Source organism: Dysosmobacter sp. (assembly GCF_052306735.1).
In the GTDB taxonomy this organism is placed as follows: domain Bacteria; phylum Bacillota; class Clostridia; order Oscillospirales; family Oscillospiraceae; genus Oscillibacter.
Genome location: NZ_DAWBAJ010000005.1, coordinates 1 through 17,228 on the forward strand (window position 1 = coordinate 1; position 17,228 = coordinate 17,228).

Annotated in this window: 13 protein-coding genes; 5 read left to right on the top strand and 8 right to left on the bottom strand. The window is 59.5% G+C overall.

What is annotated here, in order from left to right; all coding sequences use genetic code 11:
- The 4 genes from ACT67G_RS02320 to ACT67G_RS02335 form a co-directional block, all read left to right on the top strand.
- On the top strand, positions 1 to 765 hold a 765-nt coding region (locus ACT67G_RS02320; RefSeq protein WP_443662853.1), incomplete at its 5' end, for an ABC transporter ATP-binding protein.
- An 11-nt stretch (positions 766 to 776) separates the two neighbouring features.
- Positions 777 to 1,478 carry an ABC transporter ATP-binding protein gene (locus tag ACT67G_RS02325; protein ID WP_443662910.1) on the top strand — a complete coding sequence of 234 codons (702 nt, stop codon included), beginning with the start codon at positions 777 to 779 and terminating at the stop codon, positions 1,476 to 1,478.
- Positions 1,479 to 1,599: 121 nt separating this feature from the next.
- A complete protein-coding gene (locus ACT67G_RS02330) occupies positions 1,600 to 2,112 on the top strand; it encodes a transcription repressor NadR (RefSeq protein ID WP_326215252.1) in 513 nt (170 codons plus the stop codon).
- Positions 2,113 to 2,221: 109 nt separating this feature from the next.
- On the top strand, positions 2,222 to 3,310 hold the full coding sequence (locus ACT67G_RS02335) for a PTS transporter subunit IIC (RefSeq protein ID WP_326215251.1): 1,089 nt from the start codon (positions 2,222 to 2,224) through the stop codon (positions 3,308 to 3,310).
- A gap of 37 nt (positions 3,311 to 3,347) precedes the next feature.
- Here the strand turns inward: ACT67G_RS02335 and ACT67G_RS02340 are convergent, their stop codons facing one another.
- The 5 genes from ACT67G_RS02340 to ACT67G_RS02360 all read right to left on the bottom strand — a co-directional run bounded on the left by ACT67G_RS02340 (position 3,348) and on the right by ACT67G_RS02360 (position 8,493).
- A complete protein-coding gene (locus ACT67G_RS02340; RefSeq protein ID WP_443662854.1) occupies positions 3,348 to 4,013 on the bottom strand; it encodes a helix-turn-helix domain-containing protein in 666 nt (221 codons plus the stop codon).
- Between the two features lie 155 nt (positions 4,014 to 4,168).
- Positions 4,169 to 5,416, bottom strand: coding sequence for an ABC transporter permease (locus ACT67G_RS02345; protein ID WP_325247922.1), 1,248 nt, complete (start codon positions 5,414 to 5,416; stop codon positions 4,169 to 4,171).
- Positions 5,413 to 6,156: an ABC transporter ATP-binding protein gene (locus tag ACT67G_RS02350; protein WP_443662855.1), complete on the bottom strand. Its 744-nt coding sequence runs from the start codon at positions 6,154 to 6,156 to the stop codon at positions 5,413 to 5,415. The genes ACT67G_RS02345 and ACT67G_RS02350 overlap by 4 nt, the downstream gene beginning before the upstream one ends.
- Before the next feature lie 4 nt (positions 6,157 to 6,160).
- A complete protein-coding gene (locus ACT67G_RS02355) occupies positions 6,161 to 7,801 on the bottom strand; it encodes an HlyD family efflux transporter periplasmic adaptor subunit (RefSeq protein ID WP_443662856.1) in 1,641 nt (546 codons plus the stop codon).
- 44 nt (positions 7,802 to 7,845) lie between these two features.
- Positions 7,846 to 8,493, bottom strand: coding sequence for a TetR/AcrR family transcriptional regulator (locus tag ACT67G_RS02360; protein WP_443662857.1), 648 nt, complete (start codon positions 8,491 to 8,493; stop codon positions 7,846 to 7,848).
- A gap of 326 nt (positions 8,494 to 8,819) precedes the next feature.
- On the opposite strand from ACT67G_RS02360, the gene ACT67G_RS02365 reads away from it, so the two are divergent.
- Positions 8,820 to 11,765, top strand: coding sequence for an S-layer homology domain-containing protein (locus ACT67G_RS02365; RefSeq protein WP_443662858.1), 2,946 nt, complete (start codon positions 8,820 to 8,822; stop codon positions 11,763 to 11,765).
- Between the two features lie 274 nt (positions 11,766 to 12,039).
- Here the strand turns inward: ACT67G_RS02365 and ACT67G_RS02370 are convergent, their stop codons facing one another.
- The 3 genes from ACT67G_RS02370 to ACT67G_RS02380 form a co-directional block, all read right to left on the bottom strand.
- Positions 12,040 to 13,422 (bottom strand): MATE family efflux transporter, encoded by a 1,383-nt coding sequence (locus ACT67G_RS02370; protein WP_443662859.1) that lies wholly within the window; start codon positions 13,420 to 13,422, stop codon positions 12,040 to 12,042.
- A 404-nt stretch (positions 13,423 to 13,826) separates the two neighbouring features.
- On the bottom strand, positions 13,827 to 16,607 hold the full coding sequence (locus ACT67G_RS02375; protein ID WP_443662860.1) for a M56 family metallopeptidase: 2,781 nt from the start codon (positions 16,605 to 16,607) through the stop codon (positions 13,827 to 13,829).
- A gap of 3 nt (positions 16,608 to 16,610) precedes the next feature.
- A complete protein-coding gene (locus tag ACT67G_RS02380; protein ID WP_443662861.1) occupies positions 16,611 to 16,973 on the bottom strand; it encodes a BlaI/MecI/CopY family transcriptional regulator in 363 nt (120 codons plus the stop codon).
- Positions 16,974 to 17,228: the final 255 nt, after the last annotated feature.

Here is a 17,228-nt window from a genome sequence, read left to right on the forward strand (position 1 = left end):
ATTCTGGAGTGCAGCCACCTGGGCATCGACTTCGGCGGCCTGCGGGCGGTGAATGACTTCAACCTCACCATCGGCCGGACGGAGATCGCCGGCCTCATCGGCCCCAACGGCGCCGGCAAAACCACCATCTTCAACCTGCTGACCAAGGTCTATCAGCCCACCCGGGGCACCATCCTGCTGGATGGACTGGATACCTCCGGCAAGACCACAGCTCAGATCAACCGCATGGGCATTGCCCGGACCTTCCAGAACATCCGCCTGTTCAACAACCTCTCCGTGGAGGACAATGTGAAGATCGGTCTCCACAATCAGGAGCGCTACTCCGCCATCACCGGCGTTCTGCGCCTGCCCTGGTACTGGAGCCGGGAAAAGGCCGCTCATGAGCGGGCACTGGAACTGCTGTCCCTCTTCGGGATGGCGGACTTGGCGGACCATCAGGCCGGTTCCCTTCCCTACGGCGCCCAGCGCCGGCTGGAGATTGTCCGGGCCCTGGCCACCAATCCCTCTCTTCTATTGCTGGATGAGCCCGCCGCGGGCATGAATCCCTCTGAGACGGCGGAGCTGATGGAGAATATCGTCAAGATCCGGGACACGTTCCAGATCGCCGTCATGCTGATCGAGCACGACATGAAGTTGGTCATGAGCATCTGCGAGGGCATCTGCGTCCTGAACTTCGGGCAGGTCATCGCCAAGGGCACCGCCGAAGAGATTCAATCCAACCCCGCCGTCATTGAGGCATATCTCGGTAAACAGAAGGAGGCGTGACCATGGAACCGATTCTGAAAGTCAGCGACATCAACGTCTACTACGGCGCCATACACGCCATCAAGGGCGTCTCTTTCGAGGTAAATCCCGGAGAGGTCGTCACCCTGATCGGCGCCAACGGCGCCGGCAAATCCACCACGCTGCAGACCATCTCCGGCCTGCTCCACTCCCGGACCGGCTCCATCGAATTCCTGAACGAGAACCTCATGGGCGTTCCCGCTTTCAAGATCGTCTCCCGGGGCCTGGCCCAGGTGCCGGAGGGCCGCCGCGTCTTTTTGCAGATGACGGTGGAGGAGAACCTGGAGATGGGCGCCTATACCCAGCCCAACGCCACCATCGCCCCGGGCCTGGAGCGGGTCTATGACCAGTTCCCCCGTCTGAAGGAGCGCCGCCGTCAGATCGCCGGCACCCTCTCCGGCGGCGAGCAGCAGATGCTGGCTATGGGCCGGGCCCTGATGTCCAACCCCAAGCTGCTGATGCTGGATGAACCCTCCATGGGCCTGGCGCCCATTCTGGTGGAGCAGATCTTTGAGATCATCCGCAGCCTCCACAAGGCGGGCACCACCATTTTGCTGGTGGAACAGAACGCCCAGGCGGCGCTGTCCGTGGCGGACCGGGGCTATGTGCTGGAGACCGGCAAGATCGTCACCACCGGCACCGGCGCGGAGCTGCTGGCAAGCCCCGCCATCAAGAAAGCATATCTGGGCGGCTGACCGTCTCGTTTCCCCGGAAAACCGCCGAAAAAGGAGAGCGCAAAAGCGCTCTCCTTTTTATTTGCAGCGGAGGATCCGCTGTGGTATACTCCTGTCAAGACAGATTACGGGAGGCGGTATCATGCGCGCAGAAGAGCGGCGGGCAAAAATTCTGGAGATTCTCCACGGGGCCGGCGGGCCCGTCAGCGCGGCCACCCTGGCGGGGCAGTTTTCCGTCAGCCGCCAGATCATCGTGGGAGACATCGCCCTGCTGCGGGCGTCGGGCGCCAATATCTCTGCCACGCCTCGGGGATATGTGATTCTGGGAGAGACCCCGGGACTTGTGCGGCGGGTGGCCTGCCAGCACGGCCCCGGCGGGATGGAGGCGGAACTCAACGCCGTGGTGGATCAGGGCTGCACGGTTTTGGACGTCATCGTGGAGCACCCGGTATACGGACAGCTCACCGGGTCGCTGCAGCTGTCCAGCCGCTACGATGTTCAGCAGTTTCTCCACCGCTGCGCTGCCTCCGACGCCCAGCCCCTCTCCCTTTTGACGGAGGGCATCCACCTCCACACCCTTGCCTGTCCGGATCAGGCCGCCTTTGACCGGGTGCAGGCAGCTCTGCGGGAAATGGGCGTCCTCTTGGAGGGCTGAGCTTCATCTGGGCCTTGACAGATGGACAAATCGTGAGTATGATGTGGTATACAGGTGTCAAGACACCTGTATACCACATTTATTTTTGAGAGAGAAACAGGTGCTTCCCATGGAAAATTTCAAAGCTTTTCTGAAACGTAAAAACATCGTCATCTCCGGCAAGCGGTATGGCATCGACGCCCTGGGCGCCATGGCCCAGGGACTTTTTTGCTCGCTGCTCATCGGCACGATTCTGGACACCCTGGGGGATCAGCTGGGGATCGCGTTCCTCGTAACCGTAGGCGGCTACGCCTCCGCCATGTCCGGCGCGGCCATGGCCGTGGCCATCGGCTACGCCCTCCAGGCGCCGCCCATGGTGCTCTTCTCCCTGGTAACGGTGGGCTATGCCGCCAACGCCCTGGGCTCCACCACCCTCTCCGGCGGCAGCGGCGCCGGCGGCCCTCTGGCAGTCCTGTTCATTGCCATCATCGCTGCGGAGCTGGGCAAGGCCGTCAGCAAGGAGACCAAGATCGACATCCTGGTGACGCCCCTGGTGACCATCCTGGTGGGCGTGGCTCTCTCCGCCTGGTGGGCACCGGCTATCGGTACCGCCGCCAGTGCCGTCGGCGACTTCGTCAAGTGGGCCACGGTGCTCCAGCCCTTCTGGATGGGCATTCTGGTCTCCGTGGTCATCGGCATCGCCCTGACGCTGCCCATCTCCTCTGCCGCCATCTGCGCCGCCATCGGCCTGACCGGCCTTGCAGGCGGCGCCGCCGTGGCGGGATGCTGCGCCAATATGGTGGGCTTTGCCGTGATGAGCTTCCGGGAAAACCGCTGGGGCGGTCTGGTGAGTCAGGGGCTGGGCACCTCCATGCTGCAGATGGGCAACATCGTGAAGAACCCCCGGATCTGGCTGCCGGCCATCCTCACCTCCGCCATCACCGGACCGCTTGCCACCTGCGTGTTCCACTTTGAGATGAACGATCCCGCCTCCGGCGTGGCCAGCGGTATGGGCACCTGCGGCATGGTGGGCCCCATCGGCGTCTACACCGGCTGGGTCAACGATGTGGCCACCGGCGCCAAAGCCGCCATCACCGGCATGGACTGGCTGGCCATGGCTCTTTTGTGCTTCATCCTCCCCGCTGTCCTCACCTGGGCCTTTGGCCTGTTCTTCCGGCGCATCGGCTGGATCAAGGAGGGGGACCTGAAGCTCTCCTGACGTGACACCCCCTGGCCCGGAGGCCAGGGGGGACTTTTTATCGGTTCAATGACAGGAACAATGTACAGCCGGAAACAGCCATAGAACTATAGCGAAGCAGATCATTTCCAACGGTAGCCAACTTCATAACCCACAGCCACCATGGCCTCCATTGATTGAGGATCCGAGGAAGCAACCCGGAATAGGCCGCTGCCCATACTATATAATAGAGCAGTGCCAGCAGCCCCAGCACCAGCAGCACCCGCCGGGCCCGGACGCTGCGCACCCGGATGTCCGCCCACAGCGACGCAAAAGCGGGAATCAGGCAGCCTGCCGCCAGAACTCCCAGGGGCGGCACCACCAGCAGGTATACCAATCCTGGAAGAACCGTAAAGGTCTCCATGCGCAGGCGGTAGAGATACGGCTCCAGGGTCACCTCCATCACCAGCCAGGCAAGTACCACCACGGCACAGAGCACCGTGCACACCACATACCGCCGCTGGAACCGGGCATAGCCCTCCTCCACCGCGCCCGGGCCGTAGATCAGCTCCCGGATGTCGGTGCCCAGGGCCTCTGCCAGTGCAGTCAGGGTCTCTGCATCCGGCTGATTCTTCCCGGTCTCCCAGGCAGACACCGCCTGCCGGGTGACGTGGAGCCGCTCCGCCAGATCATCCTGGGTCAGTCCCGAGCGCTGGCGCAGCCGCTTGAGATTACGTCCCACCATGGGTTTTCCCTCCTTCCAGATTGGATCTATGATAGCATACCGGCAAATCTTTGTCACGCAACGATCCGTTGCCCGTCGGATGCAGCAGGCAAACCTGCGAAAAAGAGCCTGCAGATGGCTGCAGGCTCTTTTCTCTCCTTAAGAGATCGGGATTCTTATTCGTAGCGCAGAGCGTCGATGGGATTCAACCGGGCTGCCTTGTTGGCAGGCAGGTACCCGAAGAGGATGCCGATGGCCACGGACACGCCGAAACTCACGGCGATGGACCCCAGGGTGGGGGTGGCCGTGAAAGTGGCGGCAGTACCGCCGGTGGACATGCTGGAAGAGGCCATGAGGCCGTTGACCAGGGTGCCCGCCACAGTGGCCAGTACAAGGCCGAAGACGATACCCAGCACACCGCCGATGGCAGAGGTGGTGCCGGCCTCGATAATGAACTGGCCCCGGATATCCTTTTGCTTGGCCCCCAGGGATTTGCGGATGCCGATCTCCCGGGTCCGCTCCGTAACGGACACCAGCATGATGTTCATGATGCCGATGCCGCCCACCACCAGGGAAATGGCGGCGATGGCCACCAGGACGATCATCATGGTGTTCATCATGGTGTTCATCACGTCCATCATTTCGGCAGATGTGATGACCATGTAATAGTCCGAGGACAGATAGGTGTCATACAGCAGCCGCTCCACGATGCCCTTGGCAGCAGTGGAGGTATCCTTGCTGGTGCTGGTCATCATGTACATGTCCATCGAGGAACCGGCGCTCAGAAGCCGGGCGTTGGTATAGGGGATATAGACCTGGTCGTCTCCGCTGCCGGAGGTGTTGTCCGCCTGCTTTTCCAGCACGCCCACGATCCGGTAGGAGACGCCGCCCACGGTGAGGGTCTTGTCCAGGGCGTCGCCCCGGAAGGCCTCCTGGGCGATATAGGAGCCCACCACGCAGACATTCTGGTAACGGGAGACATCCACATAGCTGAGGAAGCGCCCCTGGGCCAGGGATCCGCCGCTCATGGTCTGCATCCGCTCGTCGTCAAAAAAGTCCTCGCTGACGCCGTACACGGAGGTATGGTCAAATTCCAGGGTGCCGGAGCTGACGGAGGTCATGGCCGACACGTAGGGGGAGACGCCGGAAAGATACTGGGGATAACGCTCCGCCAGGGCGTAGAGATCCTCCGGCTCCACATTGCGGGTGCTGCCGTCCTCCGGTCTCCACACCTGAACCTGCAAAAGGTTGGATCCCAGCTTCTCAAACTGCTCGTTCATCATGTTCTGCATGCCGTTGCCCAGAGACAGGATGACGATGACAGCGCCCACGCCGATGATGATGCCAAGCATGGTCAAAAGGGCCCGCATCTTGCTGGTGCGCAGAGACTTCAAGGCCAGCTTGAAAGACTGCGTAAAGCTCATGCCATCACCTCCCCCGCCTCATCGTCCTCGTGGGGCTGAACCACTGCCCGGGGATCCGAGGCGTCGCCGTCGTAAATAATGTGGCCGTCCTGGAGGCGTACAATGCGCCGGGCTTTCACGGCAATGGAGTTGTCGTGGGTGATGAGGACCACCGTGTCCCCCTCCCGGTTGAGCTGCTGCAGAAAGTTCAGCACTTCCCGGCCGGTGCGGGAATCCAGGGCGCCGGTGGGCTCATCCGCCAGAATCACCGAGGGCTTGCCCGCCAAAGCCCGGGCAATGGACACCCGCTGCTGCTGGCCGCCGGAGAGCTGGCTGGGCAGGTTCCGGCGCTTATCCGCCAGGCCCACCCGCTCCAGAGACTGGATGGCCCGCTTCCGGCGCTCATCGGCTCCCTCCCCCGCATACAGCAGGGGGAGCTCCACATTCTCCTGCACCGTCAGCTTGGGGATCAGGTTATACTGCTGGAAGATGAAGCCCAGCATCTTGTTGCGGATCTCCGCCTGCTGGTCATCGTCCATGGTAGAAACGTCGATGCCCCCCAGGTGGTAGCTTCCGGAGGTGGGCACATCCAGGCAGCCGATGATGTTCATGGCGGTGGATTTGCCGGAGCCGGAGGAGCCCACGATGGCCACGAACTCCCCCTGATCCACTGTCAGGCTGACGCCGTCCAGGGCATGGACCGTCTCGTCACCCATCTGGTAGATCTTATAGACGTCTTTCAACTCGATGAGATGGCCCATGGGATCAGCCTCCCATCATGGTCTGCATCAGAGTCGACGCCTGATTCAAGATCAGGATGGTATCCCCCTCGGACAGGCCGTCGGTGACTTCGATGTACTGGTCATCATTGCGGCCCACTGTGACCTCCCGCTTTTCGATCTTGCTGGGGTCCGCCACCGTGGTGCCGTCCTCGCTCATGGCACCGGGGCCGGGCACCAGCACGGTGCCGTCCCGATCCACTGCCTCCACAGGCACCGTCAGCACGTCGGGCACCTCCTCACCGATGATCTGGGCGGAGACGTTCATGCCCGGCAGCAGATCGCCGTAGTCCTCAATGACAATGGTGACGGGGTAGTTGGTAGCGCCGTTGGCAGTGGTGCCGTTGATGCTGATCTTATCCACCACGCCGATGTACTCCTCGCCCTCCCGGGCGTTGGAGGTGATGCGGACCTTCTGGCCCACCTCCACCTTGCCGATATCCAGCTCGTGGACGTTCATCTCCAGCTTCAGATAGGACAAATCGTAGATGACAGCCAGGTTGCCGGAGCTGACGCCCTCCACCTTATCTCCGGCCTTGAAATTCTTTTCGATGACCTCACCGGAGATAGGGGATTTGATGTTGTAATCGTCTACCGTATCCGCGGCAGTCTGGGAGGACAGCTGCGCCGTCTCCAGGTTCAGCTTGGCGTTTTGGATCTGATCCCGAATGGACTCGGAATCCACCGTGCAGAGCACCTCGCCCTTGGTGACGTTGCTGCCTGCCAGCTTTTCAAATCCGGTGACCGTACCGGAGCCGGTGGCGTACACCGTCTCCACGCCGCTCATATGGACACTGGCATTTCCGTAGCTGGCATAGCCGCCGATGGAGGCAGAGGCGGTGAAAGAATCGGAGACCACGCCGGGATTCGTCAGCTTCACCCGGACGGAGGATGCCTGCATACCGTTGCTGGTGACCACCTGCGTGTCCGAAATGGATACCACCGTCCCGGCCACAGAGCCCTCGAAATCCCCCACAAAGACGGAGGCGGGCTGCCCAATGTAAAAGGTATCGGCGGCAGTATAGGGGAACATGAAATCAATGGTCAGTTCCGTACTGGACACCACTTTAGCCAGGGCCGTGCCGGAGCTGACGGTATCACCGTTGTGGACATAAACTTCACTGATTACGCCGGAGATAGGCACCGTGGGGCTGCGCATCTCCAGAGCCTGCTGATAGTTCAGCTGAGCCTGCTCCACGGAGATATTGGCCCGGTCCATGGAGTTCTGGGCGTCGCTGTTGTCCAGGGTGTAAAGCAGGGTGTCCTTTTCCACATGATCGCCCTCCTCAAAAGGAGCGCTGAGAATCTCCCCGGAAACCAGGGTGGTGACGTTATAGGAGTCCGCCGGCTCCAGGGTAGCTGTACCGGAGACAGCCACCGTCAGGTCCCGCCTCTGGACGGTGTCCACCAGATAGCTGCTTCCCAGCTGGGAGTTGACGCTCTTGCGGGTCTGTGCCACGCAGCCTACCACCACAGCCGCCACCACTACCAAAACCACCAGGATCTTCATCCACTTGCGGCCCTTTTTGCCCTTGGGCAGGTGAAAGCGCTTCTTCCGGGGTGCTTCCTCCTGCTCCGTAACCGCCGGATCTTCCGTCTTCGTCTCCTGCATCAGTACTTCGTTCATAAATTACCTCCCACACGCATCTGCGTAATATACCATGTTCTTCCTTATGCTTCTGCCGGCTTCCCCAGGGAGCCTTCCGCCCCTTTGTCCCGGGCCATGCCCCGCCGGAAAATATCCAGCAGATTCTCCAGATGTGCCCGGATCTCCGGAGCGTTGTTGTTTTGCAGCGCCGAGTAAATCAGCGGACCCGTCATCACCAGCAAGGCTGACAACATGTCCCGCAGATCCCGGTCCCGCCGCAGATCCAGCAGCTCCGGATCCACCAGGCCGCTGAGTCGGGACAAAACAGCCTCCGGATCCAGCAGCCCCATCACCGAAGTCTTCTGCAGGCCGTGGTTGCATCCGATAATGGCCGCCATGGCGCCCATCTCTCCCAGCTGGCACTGGGATCCCCGCAGCTGGATGTAATCAAAGAGATCCAACAGCGCCCGGAAGATATCCCCTTTCGCCCGCATCAGGCACTCCTCAATGACCAGCATCAGCTGATCCAGATATCCGGACATCAGATAGCGGAACAGATCTTCCTTATCCTGAAAGTACATGTAGAAACTGCCGCGGGGGATCCCCGCATCCTTGATGATCTGATTGATGGACGCCTCGTTGTACGGCCGGCTGGAAAACTCCCGGGTAGCCGCCTCCAGCAGCTTTTCCTGCTTTTCCTGCGCAAGATTGAGAAAAGTCGCACTGGGCATCTGCCTCACCCTCCCTATACGAAATTGCGGCCGCAGTTTCCTCATTGCCAGCTGGATTCTACACCTTCCAGCCGGTAGAAAGTCAAGAAAAAAACGCCGCGGCGCGCATTCTGATGTGACAACCTGTCGCACATCATAAACGACAAGTTGTCATGTTGCAAGTGCCGCAGTTTAATATTCACAGAATTTTAACACATGCACTTGGATGTATCTGGCAGCATGTTCATAATTTATTCATGATTTTTCTTTAGCTTTCAGGTATGGTACAGGTATGAAAGAATACGCTTTCATAGATTCACAGTCGTGTTGTATGGAGGAACCTGCTTATGAAAAGGAAAAATTTCTTCAGGAAACGGTTACCGGCCTTTGTCATGACCCTGCTTCTGCTGGGCAGCACGGTACCAGCCGCAGCGGCCGCGGACTCACAAGCCGGTGAGGACGCCCGCACCATGAGCGCTGTGCAGACCTTCCAGGCCTCCGGTACCACCATTACCTATGAAGTGGATCCCGGCGACGAGGTCTATTTTGACTGGGAAGATTTTGACCAGTTCTTTTCCAGCTCTTATGTGCAATATGTAGAATTCGATGTCTCCAGCGGCGATTACAACGATGTGGACGGTTACCTCTGCATTGATTCCGACCGCGTCAGCGATGTGGATGACATCAATGACGCCCAGTTCTATTCTGACAGAGTCGATGATGAGGATGACTACGACTATCCCATCGACGATCTGAGCTTCGAAGCCTGGGATGATTTTACCGATACCTTTGAAATCGAATTCCGGGCCTATGACGAAAAAGAGGAACGGGTGGAGGGCAAAGTGGTCATCGAATCCACAGAGACCCACTCCTCCTCTTCCTCCCGGGGTGAGATCGTCTATGAGGTGGATGCCGGTGACGAGGTGACCTTTGACCGCTCTGATTTCAACGACGTCTTCCAGGAGGAATACGACGATTACACCCTCCGCTACGTGGTCTTTGACCCCGACAGCGATTATTCCTCCGCCGACGGCGCTATCTATTATGACTACGGCTACTCTGACGAGGCCTCGTTCTCCCGCAGCCGGCTGGGCAATTATGAGTTCTATTACTCTGACAGCGACTACGGCGACTATCCCCTTCGGGATCTGAGCTTCGTGGCCGGGAACGATTTCGACGAGGAGCTCTCCATCGACTTCCGGGCCTATTACTCCAACAGCCGCTATGTGGACGGCACCCTGGTCATCAAGCCCTCCGGCAGAAGTTCCAGTTCCAGCCGGGGCGACATTACCTATGAAGTGGATGCCGGCGATGAAGTCTATTTTGACAGCGATGATTTCAACGACTTCTTCCAGGAGGAATACGACAACTACGAACTCCGCTATGTGGTCTTCGATCCCGACAGCGACTACTCCTCTGCCGACGGCGCCATTTACTATGACTATGACGGGCGCAACGAGACCTCTTTCTCCCGCAGCCGGTTGGGCAACTATGAGTTCTATTATTCCGACAGTGATTACGGCGACTACGATCTGGATGATCTGAGCTTCGTGGCCGGGGATGACTTCGACGAAGATCTCTCCATCGATTTCCGGGCCTATTACTCCAGCAGCCGCTATGTGGACGGCACCCTGGTCATCAAGGCCTCCGGCTCCAGTTCCAGTTCCGGCAAAGCCGACATCACCTATCAGGTGGATCCCAACGATGAGGTCTATTTCGACCGCTCCGACTTCAACGATTTCTTCCAGGAGGAATATGATGACTATTCCATCCGCTATGTGGTCTTTGAAGCCGACAGCAACTACACCTCTGCCGACGGCACGCTGTATTATGACTATGGTTACTCCGGCGAGACCTCCTTCTCCCGCAGCAAGCTGAGCAACTATAAGTTCTATTACTCCGACAGCGACTACGGCGACTATGCCCTCCGGGATCTGAGCTTCGTGGCCGGACGGAATTTTGACGAGGCTGTTACCCTGTCCTTCCGGGCCTACTACTCCAATACCCGCTATGTGGACGGCACGGTGCGGATCGAACCCACCGGCTCCAGCTCCAGCACCAGCTCCCTGAAGGCCAATATTCTCTACACCACCACCACCGGCAAGGCCGTGCAGATCAACGCCAACGACATTGCCCGGTTCTACTCTGCCGCCTATCCCAACTATCAGCTCCAGTATGTGAAGCTGGACGGCGTTCCCTCCCTGGGCAGCCTGTACTACAATTACTACTCCGCCAGCAAGTACGGCACCACCCAGCTCAGGCTCACCGCTTCCAACTGCGGCAGCCAGCTTCTGTACTTCAGCCCCACTTCCACCAGCCAGTATTCCCTCTCGGAGCTGACCTACATCCCCGGCGGCACCAACTACTGTGTCACCGTTCCCTTCACCGCTTACGGCAGCGGCTCCACCTCTGTGAAGGGCACCATTCTCATCAGCGTGACTCCCACCCTGATCTCTGAGGTCTACGGCGTAACACCCAAGGGCAATTCCGTGAACTTCCCCAGCAGCTCCATCTATGCCTCCGTCGTGGTCTCCACCGGATCCTCCATGGCCAGCATCCAGCTGCTGTCTCTGCCTGCTTCCAATGTCGGCACGGTATACGCCAGCGGCACCTCTCTCACCAGAGCTGATACTTCCACGCTGTACACCTATACCTCCGGCACCAGCAGCATTTCTCAGCTGCGCTTTGTCCCTGCTACCGGCTATACCGGCTCCGTGGAGATCCCCTACGTGGCATACTCCAGCAACGGAACCGCCATCGGCGCAGGCAAGTTCTGCCTGGGCGTGGTCAGCAGCATCCGGCAGTTTACGGACATGACCTCTTCCACCTGGTGCTACAAGTATGTAACGGAGCTCTCTGACGCCAAGGTCATCGACGGCTATACCGACGGCACCTTCCGTCCCAACAATACCGTTACCTACGGCCAAGCCCTCAAGCTCATCATGCTGGCCGCCGGCTATCCCGCCCAGGCCCAGACCGGCAGCCATCCCTTCAGCGGCTACCTGTCCCGGGCGCAGAAGGACGGCCTGGTGTCCGGCTCCATCAACCTGGACACTCCCATCACCCGTCTTGCTGTGGCGCAGATCGCCGCCAAGGCCATGAAGCTGAGCACCAGCGGGCTCTCCAGTGTCAAACCCTTCACCGACACTTCCGATCCCTATGTCCAGGCGCTCAATGCCGCTGGCATCGTGGAGGGATACTTCTCCAACGGCACCAGCACCTACAAGCCCTATAACACCCTGACCCGCGGTCAGATCTCCGCCATCGTTTGGCGGATGGAGCGGGCTCTCTGATCCCATTTCCCCTAAACAAAAAAGACGCGGCCAGATCTGGCCGCGTCTTTTTTACGTGGGTGCCTCTCCCTGCCCGGGGCCGGAACCGAAGCCTTGTCCCGCAGATTTGCACCTTCTCTCCCAACGCCGAAGCTGCTCCCATCAGAGCGATCACCCGGACAAAACCAGAATAAAAAGCGCACCGAAGAGGGTCACCTCTCCGGTGCGCTTTTTGCAGTCCCGGTCATGCCTCTCCAAGACGGTACCGGTCAGGGAGGGAAGGCGCTGCACGCCCTCACGCACGTTTGGGGGCATCTCCCATGACAGGGCGGTACTTCCAGTACACATAAAACGACAAAAGCACCGTCAGCGTGTCCGCCGTCACCTGAGACCAGACGATCCCGAACATCCCAAATACGGCATTCAGGAAAAGCAGCATGGGGATATTGAACACCAGCCACCGGGTCACACCCAGAAACAGGGAGATCCGGCCCTTTCCGAAAGCTTGGAACATATAGACGGTGAAAAAGCTCAAAAACATCAGCGGCGTGGCCAGCACCCGGATGCGCAAAAACTGGGATGCCAGTTCCACCGTCTGGGGATTCTCAATGAACAGATGCGCGAACTGAACGGCAAACAGCTCATACAGGGCAATGCTGATCGCTGCGATGGTCAGCCCCAGCCGCCGGGCCAGGCGGATGGTATCCTCCATCCGCTGTTTGTTTCCGGCGGAGTAATTGTAGGCGATCAGGGGCATCATGCCCTGGCAGATTCCAATGCCCACATTCAGGGGGAAGCGCTCCACTTTCAGCACGATGCCCACAGCGGCCAGAGCCAGATCGTCATAGGACACCATCAGCTTGTCGATGATCACATAGTCCAGATCAAAGAGGAAGGTGGCAATGGCGGAGGGGATTCCCACCCCAAAGACCGCCAGAACGCTGTCCCGCCGGGGCAGGCCCCCCTTGGGGGAAAACGTGACCACGGAGCCCCGGCCCATCCGCATCAGCACCACTACGAAAAAGAGAAGGGCCGTGCAGTTGGAAAGACAAGTGGCAAGCCCGGCTCCCAACACCTCATGGCCGTCCGGCAGGAGAACAAACATAAACAGCGGATCCAGGGCAATGTTCAAAAGTCCTCCCAGGATAATGCCGGCACTGGCCTCCTTAGAACGGCCGACGCTGCGGATCAGGTTGGCCAGCACGTTGGAGAGCACCGTGGGAATCCCTCCGGTGATGATGACGCACAAAGCGTACTGCCTTGCGTATTCATAGGTATTTTCCCCGGCGCCAAGAATCCCCAGCACAGGCTCCATGAAAATTCCGATGCCCGCCGCAAACAGAGCTGCAATGGTGAGCCCCAGGTACAGCGAGAAGGCACTGACCCGCCGGGCCTCCGCCTCCTCCCCCTGGCCCAGCAGGCGGGATATCAGAGAACCGCCGCCGATCCCTGCCAGTCCGGCCAGGCAGAGGGTGATGTTGAATACCGGCAGGATCAAAGAAGTACCCGCTACCATATAGGGGTTGTCGGTCTGCCCCACGAAAAAGGTATCCGCCATGTTGTAGATCAGGACAATCAGCTGGCTGGAGATCGCCGGAACGATCATTTTCCGCAGGGCAGTGGGGATGGGAAGCTTTGCAAACACATCCTCCCGGGTGGAACTCACATTTGCTTGCATTGTACGACACCTGAGCTTTCTTGTGATCGTGCTGTTCCTTGAGAGATCCAGAGCGGCACCGTATTTCTTTTCTTGTAGTTTTTTATCATATCACACAAACAGGAGTTTCACCATCCCACGGCGAAAAATTTGCGTACACAGTGCCGGTAAAACGGCTGTCCCGTCAAAAACGTACAGGCAAAGCGGAGATCACAGGCACTTGGGCTATCATACCCCCACCGCTGACCGTCGTCTCCTATCCAAGGTCACAGTCCCCAATACATCACCCTCTCATCCCATTGGATCTGTAAGGCCGGAAAAAGCGGCAGGCCCGAAATGGGAGGCTTTCTCCCCTTCCGGGCCCGCTGGGCAATTTTTCCGGGATCCCATGGGTGCGGAAGCGGCCGCACCTGCTCCTGATCCCGTTACTCCTCCCCCATGCTCTGATGAGAGACAACGTGATACGTTTTGTCACCCACCTTCCGCAGCGTCAGCACATCCGTTCCGGAAGGGGACTCCTCGTTATAGAGCCACAGCAGATCGCCCTCCCGGTATCCCCAGGTACAGTTAAACATCCCGGGGCCGAAATCCGAGGTGTAATTGTAATAGGCATCATACTCCGACAGATAGGCCACGGCGGAGGTATCCAGATCCTCTGTGGTGATTCCGGCATACTCCTTCAGGATCAAATCCACCTGCCGACGGGGGTACTTATGGACGGGGACCGGCATGTCATCCAGGGATTCTACCTCCGAAAAGGGCCAGTTCTCCTCCTTCCTGAGGGCCTGGAACTCCGTCTCGCCGGTCTTGCTGCCGTCCCCCGGGAAGTAGCGCATGAATTCCTCGAAATCCAGCTGTGTCACGTCATCATAGTAGGAGGTCAAAAAGCAGCTGACGGGATTGACCCCGATGGGGTTTTCCTGTTCGTCCAGTACAATGGGTTCCAGGTATTCGTTGAACCAGGCCACCTCCTGGTCGCTCAGCAGCTCCGCGCCGTTCCGGATCGCCTGAGCTCTGTGGATAAAGGCCCGCACGTTCTCCCGGCGGATGTCGATACGATCCTCCTCTGTAGTCAGGTAGATGTACATGGGCTCCTCCTTCGGACCGGCGCCGCCGATGCTGAGGGAGAAGGTCTCGTCAATGGGATAGATCCGGATATAGAGCCCGGAACCGGTCTCGATGCAGTCATAGGCTTCAAAGTCCGCCCAAGACAGCTCCTCCCCTTTTCTCCCAACCAGATCCTGTACGTCCTCCAGAGTCAGCCGGGGCTTGACATCCGCACCGATACGGTCGTCCAGAGCGAAGCTCTCCGCCATCAGTTCCAGCGTCCGGGGCTCCATGGCAATGTAGGGGTAATCTGTGATGCGTCCGGAGTCATAGTCGGTGGTCACCCGCAGGCAGCCGCCGTCAGTCTCGTAGAGCCGGACGCGGATGTTCCCGTCGGGATACCTCCACGTCAGTTTTGTACCGTCTTCCGCAACGAAGCCTTGGTTCTCCAGAGCGGACTGCTGATCGGTCAGAGCCGTGTCCAACCGCTCTACCATCAGCGTGGAACCGGTTCCGTAACCGGAAACCCACTGCCACTGGTTTTCCGGATCTTCTGTCACGGCGCGCCCCCAGGCCGACACGGGAATATAGAGGTACCAGCCGTCCCCGTCAAAACGGTGGACCGGGAAATTCCCCAGGCTCCCTCCCTCCGGAACCTCCACCCGGTCGATCCAGTCCTCCACGTAGAGGGGCAGATCCAGGCCATATTCCGCCACATACCAGTCGTAGAGGGCCTCCTCACAGCTGTTGTGGTAGCCGTAGAAGTCCGTGTGTTCCGGGGCGGTTTTCTTCCAGAGGATTTCGTAGCGGCCGTTGTCGCTACGGCAGAGCACCACCAGCAGATCAGTCTGGTCGAAGTTACAGAATCCGTCCTCCGTCACGCCTCCGCCGCCGGCGATAAAGATTTCATGATTTTGGGCATTGGTGGGCTTGACCTCCCAGGAAAATTCCCACGCCTCCAGCCTGCCCTCCGGTGCCATACCCTCCAGCGACCCCAGAAACGTCACCTTCCCCCGGGCATCCTCCACCGTGTCCGTGACGGTCTGGTGGGTGTATGCACCGTCCTCACCGGCAATGGCATAGGTGATGCTGTTGCCATCCAGAATCTCCTGGACGCGGGCCTGGGCATAGTCCTCCATGCTGGCGTACTGCCCAGTCCGGTCATTGTCCGGATGGCCTGTGGGGTTTATGGCGCAGGCGGCAATGACTGCCGCGCAGGCTGCCCCGCCCGCCAGCACCGCCCACAACCGGGGCCGCCGCCAGGCCAGCACGTTTTTTACTCGGTCCCGGGGATCCCCCTCGCCGAAGGCCAGGGGCGCCCCGGCAATGATCCGCCGCCCAGTGGAAAGGCTCAGAAGGGACGCGGAGTAGTCTGCCCGGACATCCTCCCCCAGCTTCTTCATCACCGCCTCGTCACAGCTCATCTCCATATCCTTGCCCAGCAGCGTAAAGGCCAGCCACACCAGAGGATTGAACCAGTGGATGCAAAGGGCCAGAAATGCCACCAGCTTCACCACATGATCCAGCCGCCGGATGTGATGGCGCTCATGGAGCAGGATGTACCCCCGCTCCCGTTCCGGCAAGGCGGAGGGCAGATAGATTTTGGCCCGCACCAGTCCCAGCACAAAGGGGGTATCGATATGGTCAGCCAGATACACCTGCTTCTCCAAAGGCACCGCTCCCACCAGACGGCGGCGCAGCCGGATCAGGGACACCACGCCGTAACCTGCCAGCGCAGCCACACCCATTAACCAAACGATCGTGGCAATGGCCATAGGGGCCTCCAGGGGGTCAGCCACCGTCTGCTCCTCTCCCTGGGGCAGGGCACCGGTGATGGCCTCGCCCACCCCGGAAAGCGGCAGTTCCACCGCGGGTGTGGGATTGTGAACCACGTCCCGGGGCACGTAAGACACCGCGCTGGTGTGGTCGGTGACGGCTTCCAGGGGCGGATCCACCACCTGCAGCAGGGAGAATTCTGCCGTCAGCGACACCGGACACAGCAGCCGGAACAGTACCACCAACCACAGCGCATAGGAGAGGATTTTCGGTGCCTTCCGCAAAAGCAGGCGCATCAGCAGCACGAAGAGGATCACGACACCGGCGGTGAGGCTCATGTTCAGGATGACAGGCAGACATTCATAGGAGATGAAATTTCCCATAGCTCACCCCTCCCTGCTCTCATCGATCAGCTTCTGCAGCTGGCGGATCTCCTCCCGGGTCAGTTTTTTCCGGCTGGTGAAGGCCGCTAGAAACGCCGGCAGAGAGCCGTCAAAGGTCTCCTCCACAAAGCGCTTACTCTGCCTGGCGTGGAATTCCTCCCGGGAAACCGCAGCAGTGACGGTGCCGCCGTCATTGCGGAACAGTCCCCGGTCACAGAGCTTTTTCAGCACGGTGTATGTGGTGGATTTTTTCCACGTCAGCTCCTCCTGACACAGCTTCACCAGCTCTCCGGAGGTCAGGGGCTCGTGCGCCCAGATCAGATCCGCGAACCGGCTTTCGATAACACCCAGCTTCGTATCGTCCATAGGGACCTCCTTTTGGTCTATTTATTATAGACCCTCTTTCTGTTTTTAGTCTATCATAAATAAACCAAGCCTGTCAAGCGCAGCGGAAGCTGCGGCACCCAGGCGCACAACGCCGGGATCAGCCCCGGCTCCGCTTCCCCCTGCGTTTTCCCCGTCTGACGCCGCATGAGCCATTTGGTCAAAGGGCTCCCGTTATCCCGGGACACAGGCAGCAGAACAGCGGCACAGGAGATCCTGCTGCTCTGCTCTTTCCCA

Excerpts from the sequence above, each read along its gene's own strand:
- ACT67G_RS02330 (WP_326215252.1), top strand. The coding sequence starts at position 1,600 with ATGCGCGCAGAAGAGCGGCGGGCAAAAATTCTGGAGATTCTCCACGGG.
- ACT67G_RS02335 (WP_326215251.1), top strand. The coding sequence starts at position 2,222 with ATGGAAAATTTCAAAGCTTTTCTGAAACGTAAAAACATCGTCATCTCC.
- ACT67G_RS02340 (WP_443662854.1), bottom strand. The coding sequence starts at position 4,013 with ATGGTGGGACGTAATCTCAAGCGGCTGCGCCAGCGCTCGGGACTGACC.
- ACT67G_RS02345 (WP_325247922.1), bottom strand. The coding sequence starts at position 5,416 with ATGAGCTTTACGCAGTCTTTCAAGCTGGCCTTGAAGTCTCTGCGCACC.
- ACT67G_RS02350 (WP_443662855.1), bottom strand. The coding sequence starts at position 6,156 with ATGGGCCATCTCATCGAGTTGAAAGACGTCTATAAGATCTACCAGATG.
- ACT67G_RS02355 (WP_443662856.1), bottom strand. The coding sequence starts at position 7,801 with ATGAACGAAGTACTGATGCAGGAGACGAAGACGGAAGATCCGGCGGTT.
- ACT67G_RS02360 (WP_443662857.1), bottom strand. The coding sequence starts at position 8,493 with ATGCCCAGTGCGACTTTTCTCAATCTTGCGCAGGAAAAGCAGGAAAAG.
- ACT67G_RS02365 (WP_443662858.1), top strand. The coding sequence starts at position 8,820 with ATGAAAAGGAAAAATTTCTTCAGGAAACGGTTACCGGCCTTTGTCATG.
- ACT67G_RS02370 (WP_443662859.1), bottom strand. The coding sequence starts at position 13,422 with ATGCAAGCAAATGTGAGTTCCACCCGGGAGGATGTGTTTGCAAAGCTT.
- ACT67G_RS02375 (WP_443662860.1), bottom strand. The coding sequence starts at position 16,607 with ATGGGAAATTTCATCTCCTATGAATGTCTGCCTGTCATCCTGAACATG.
- ACT67G_RS02380 (WP_443662861.1), bottom strand. The coding sequence starts at position 16,973 with ATGGACGATACGAAGCTGGGTGTTATCGAAAGCCGGTTCGCGGATCTG.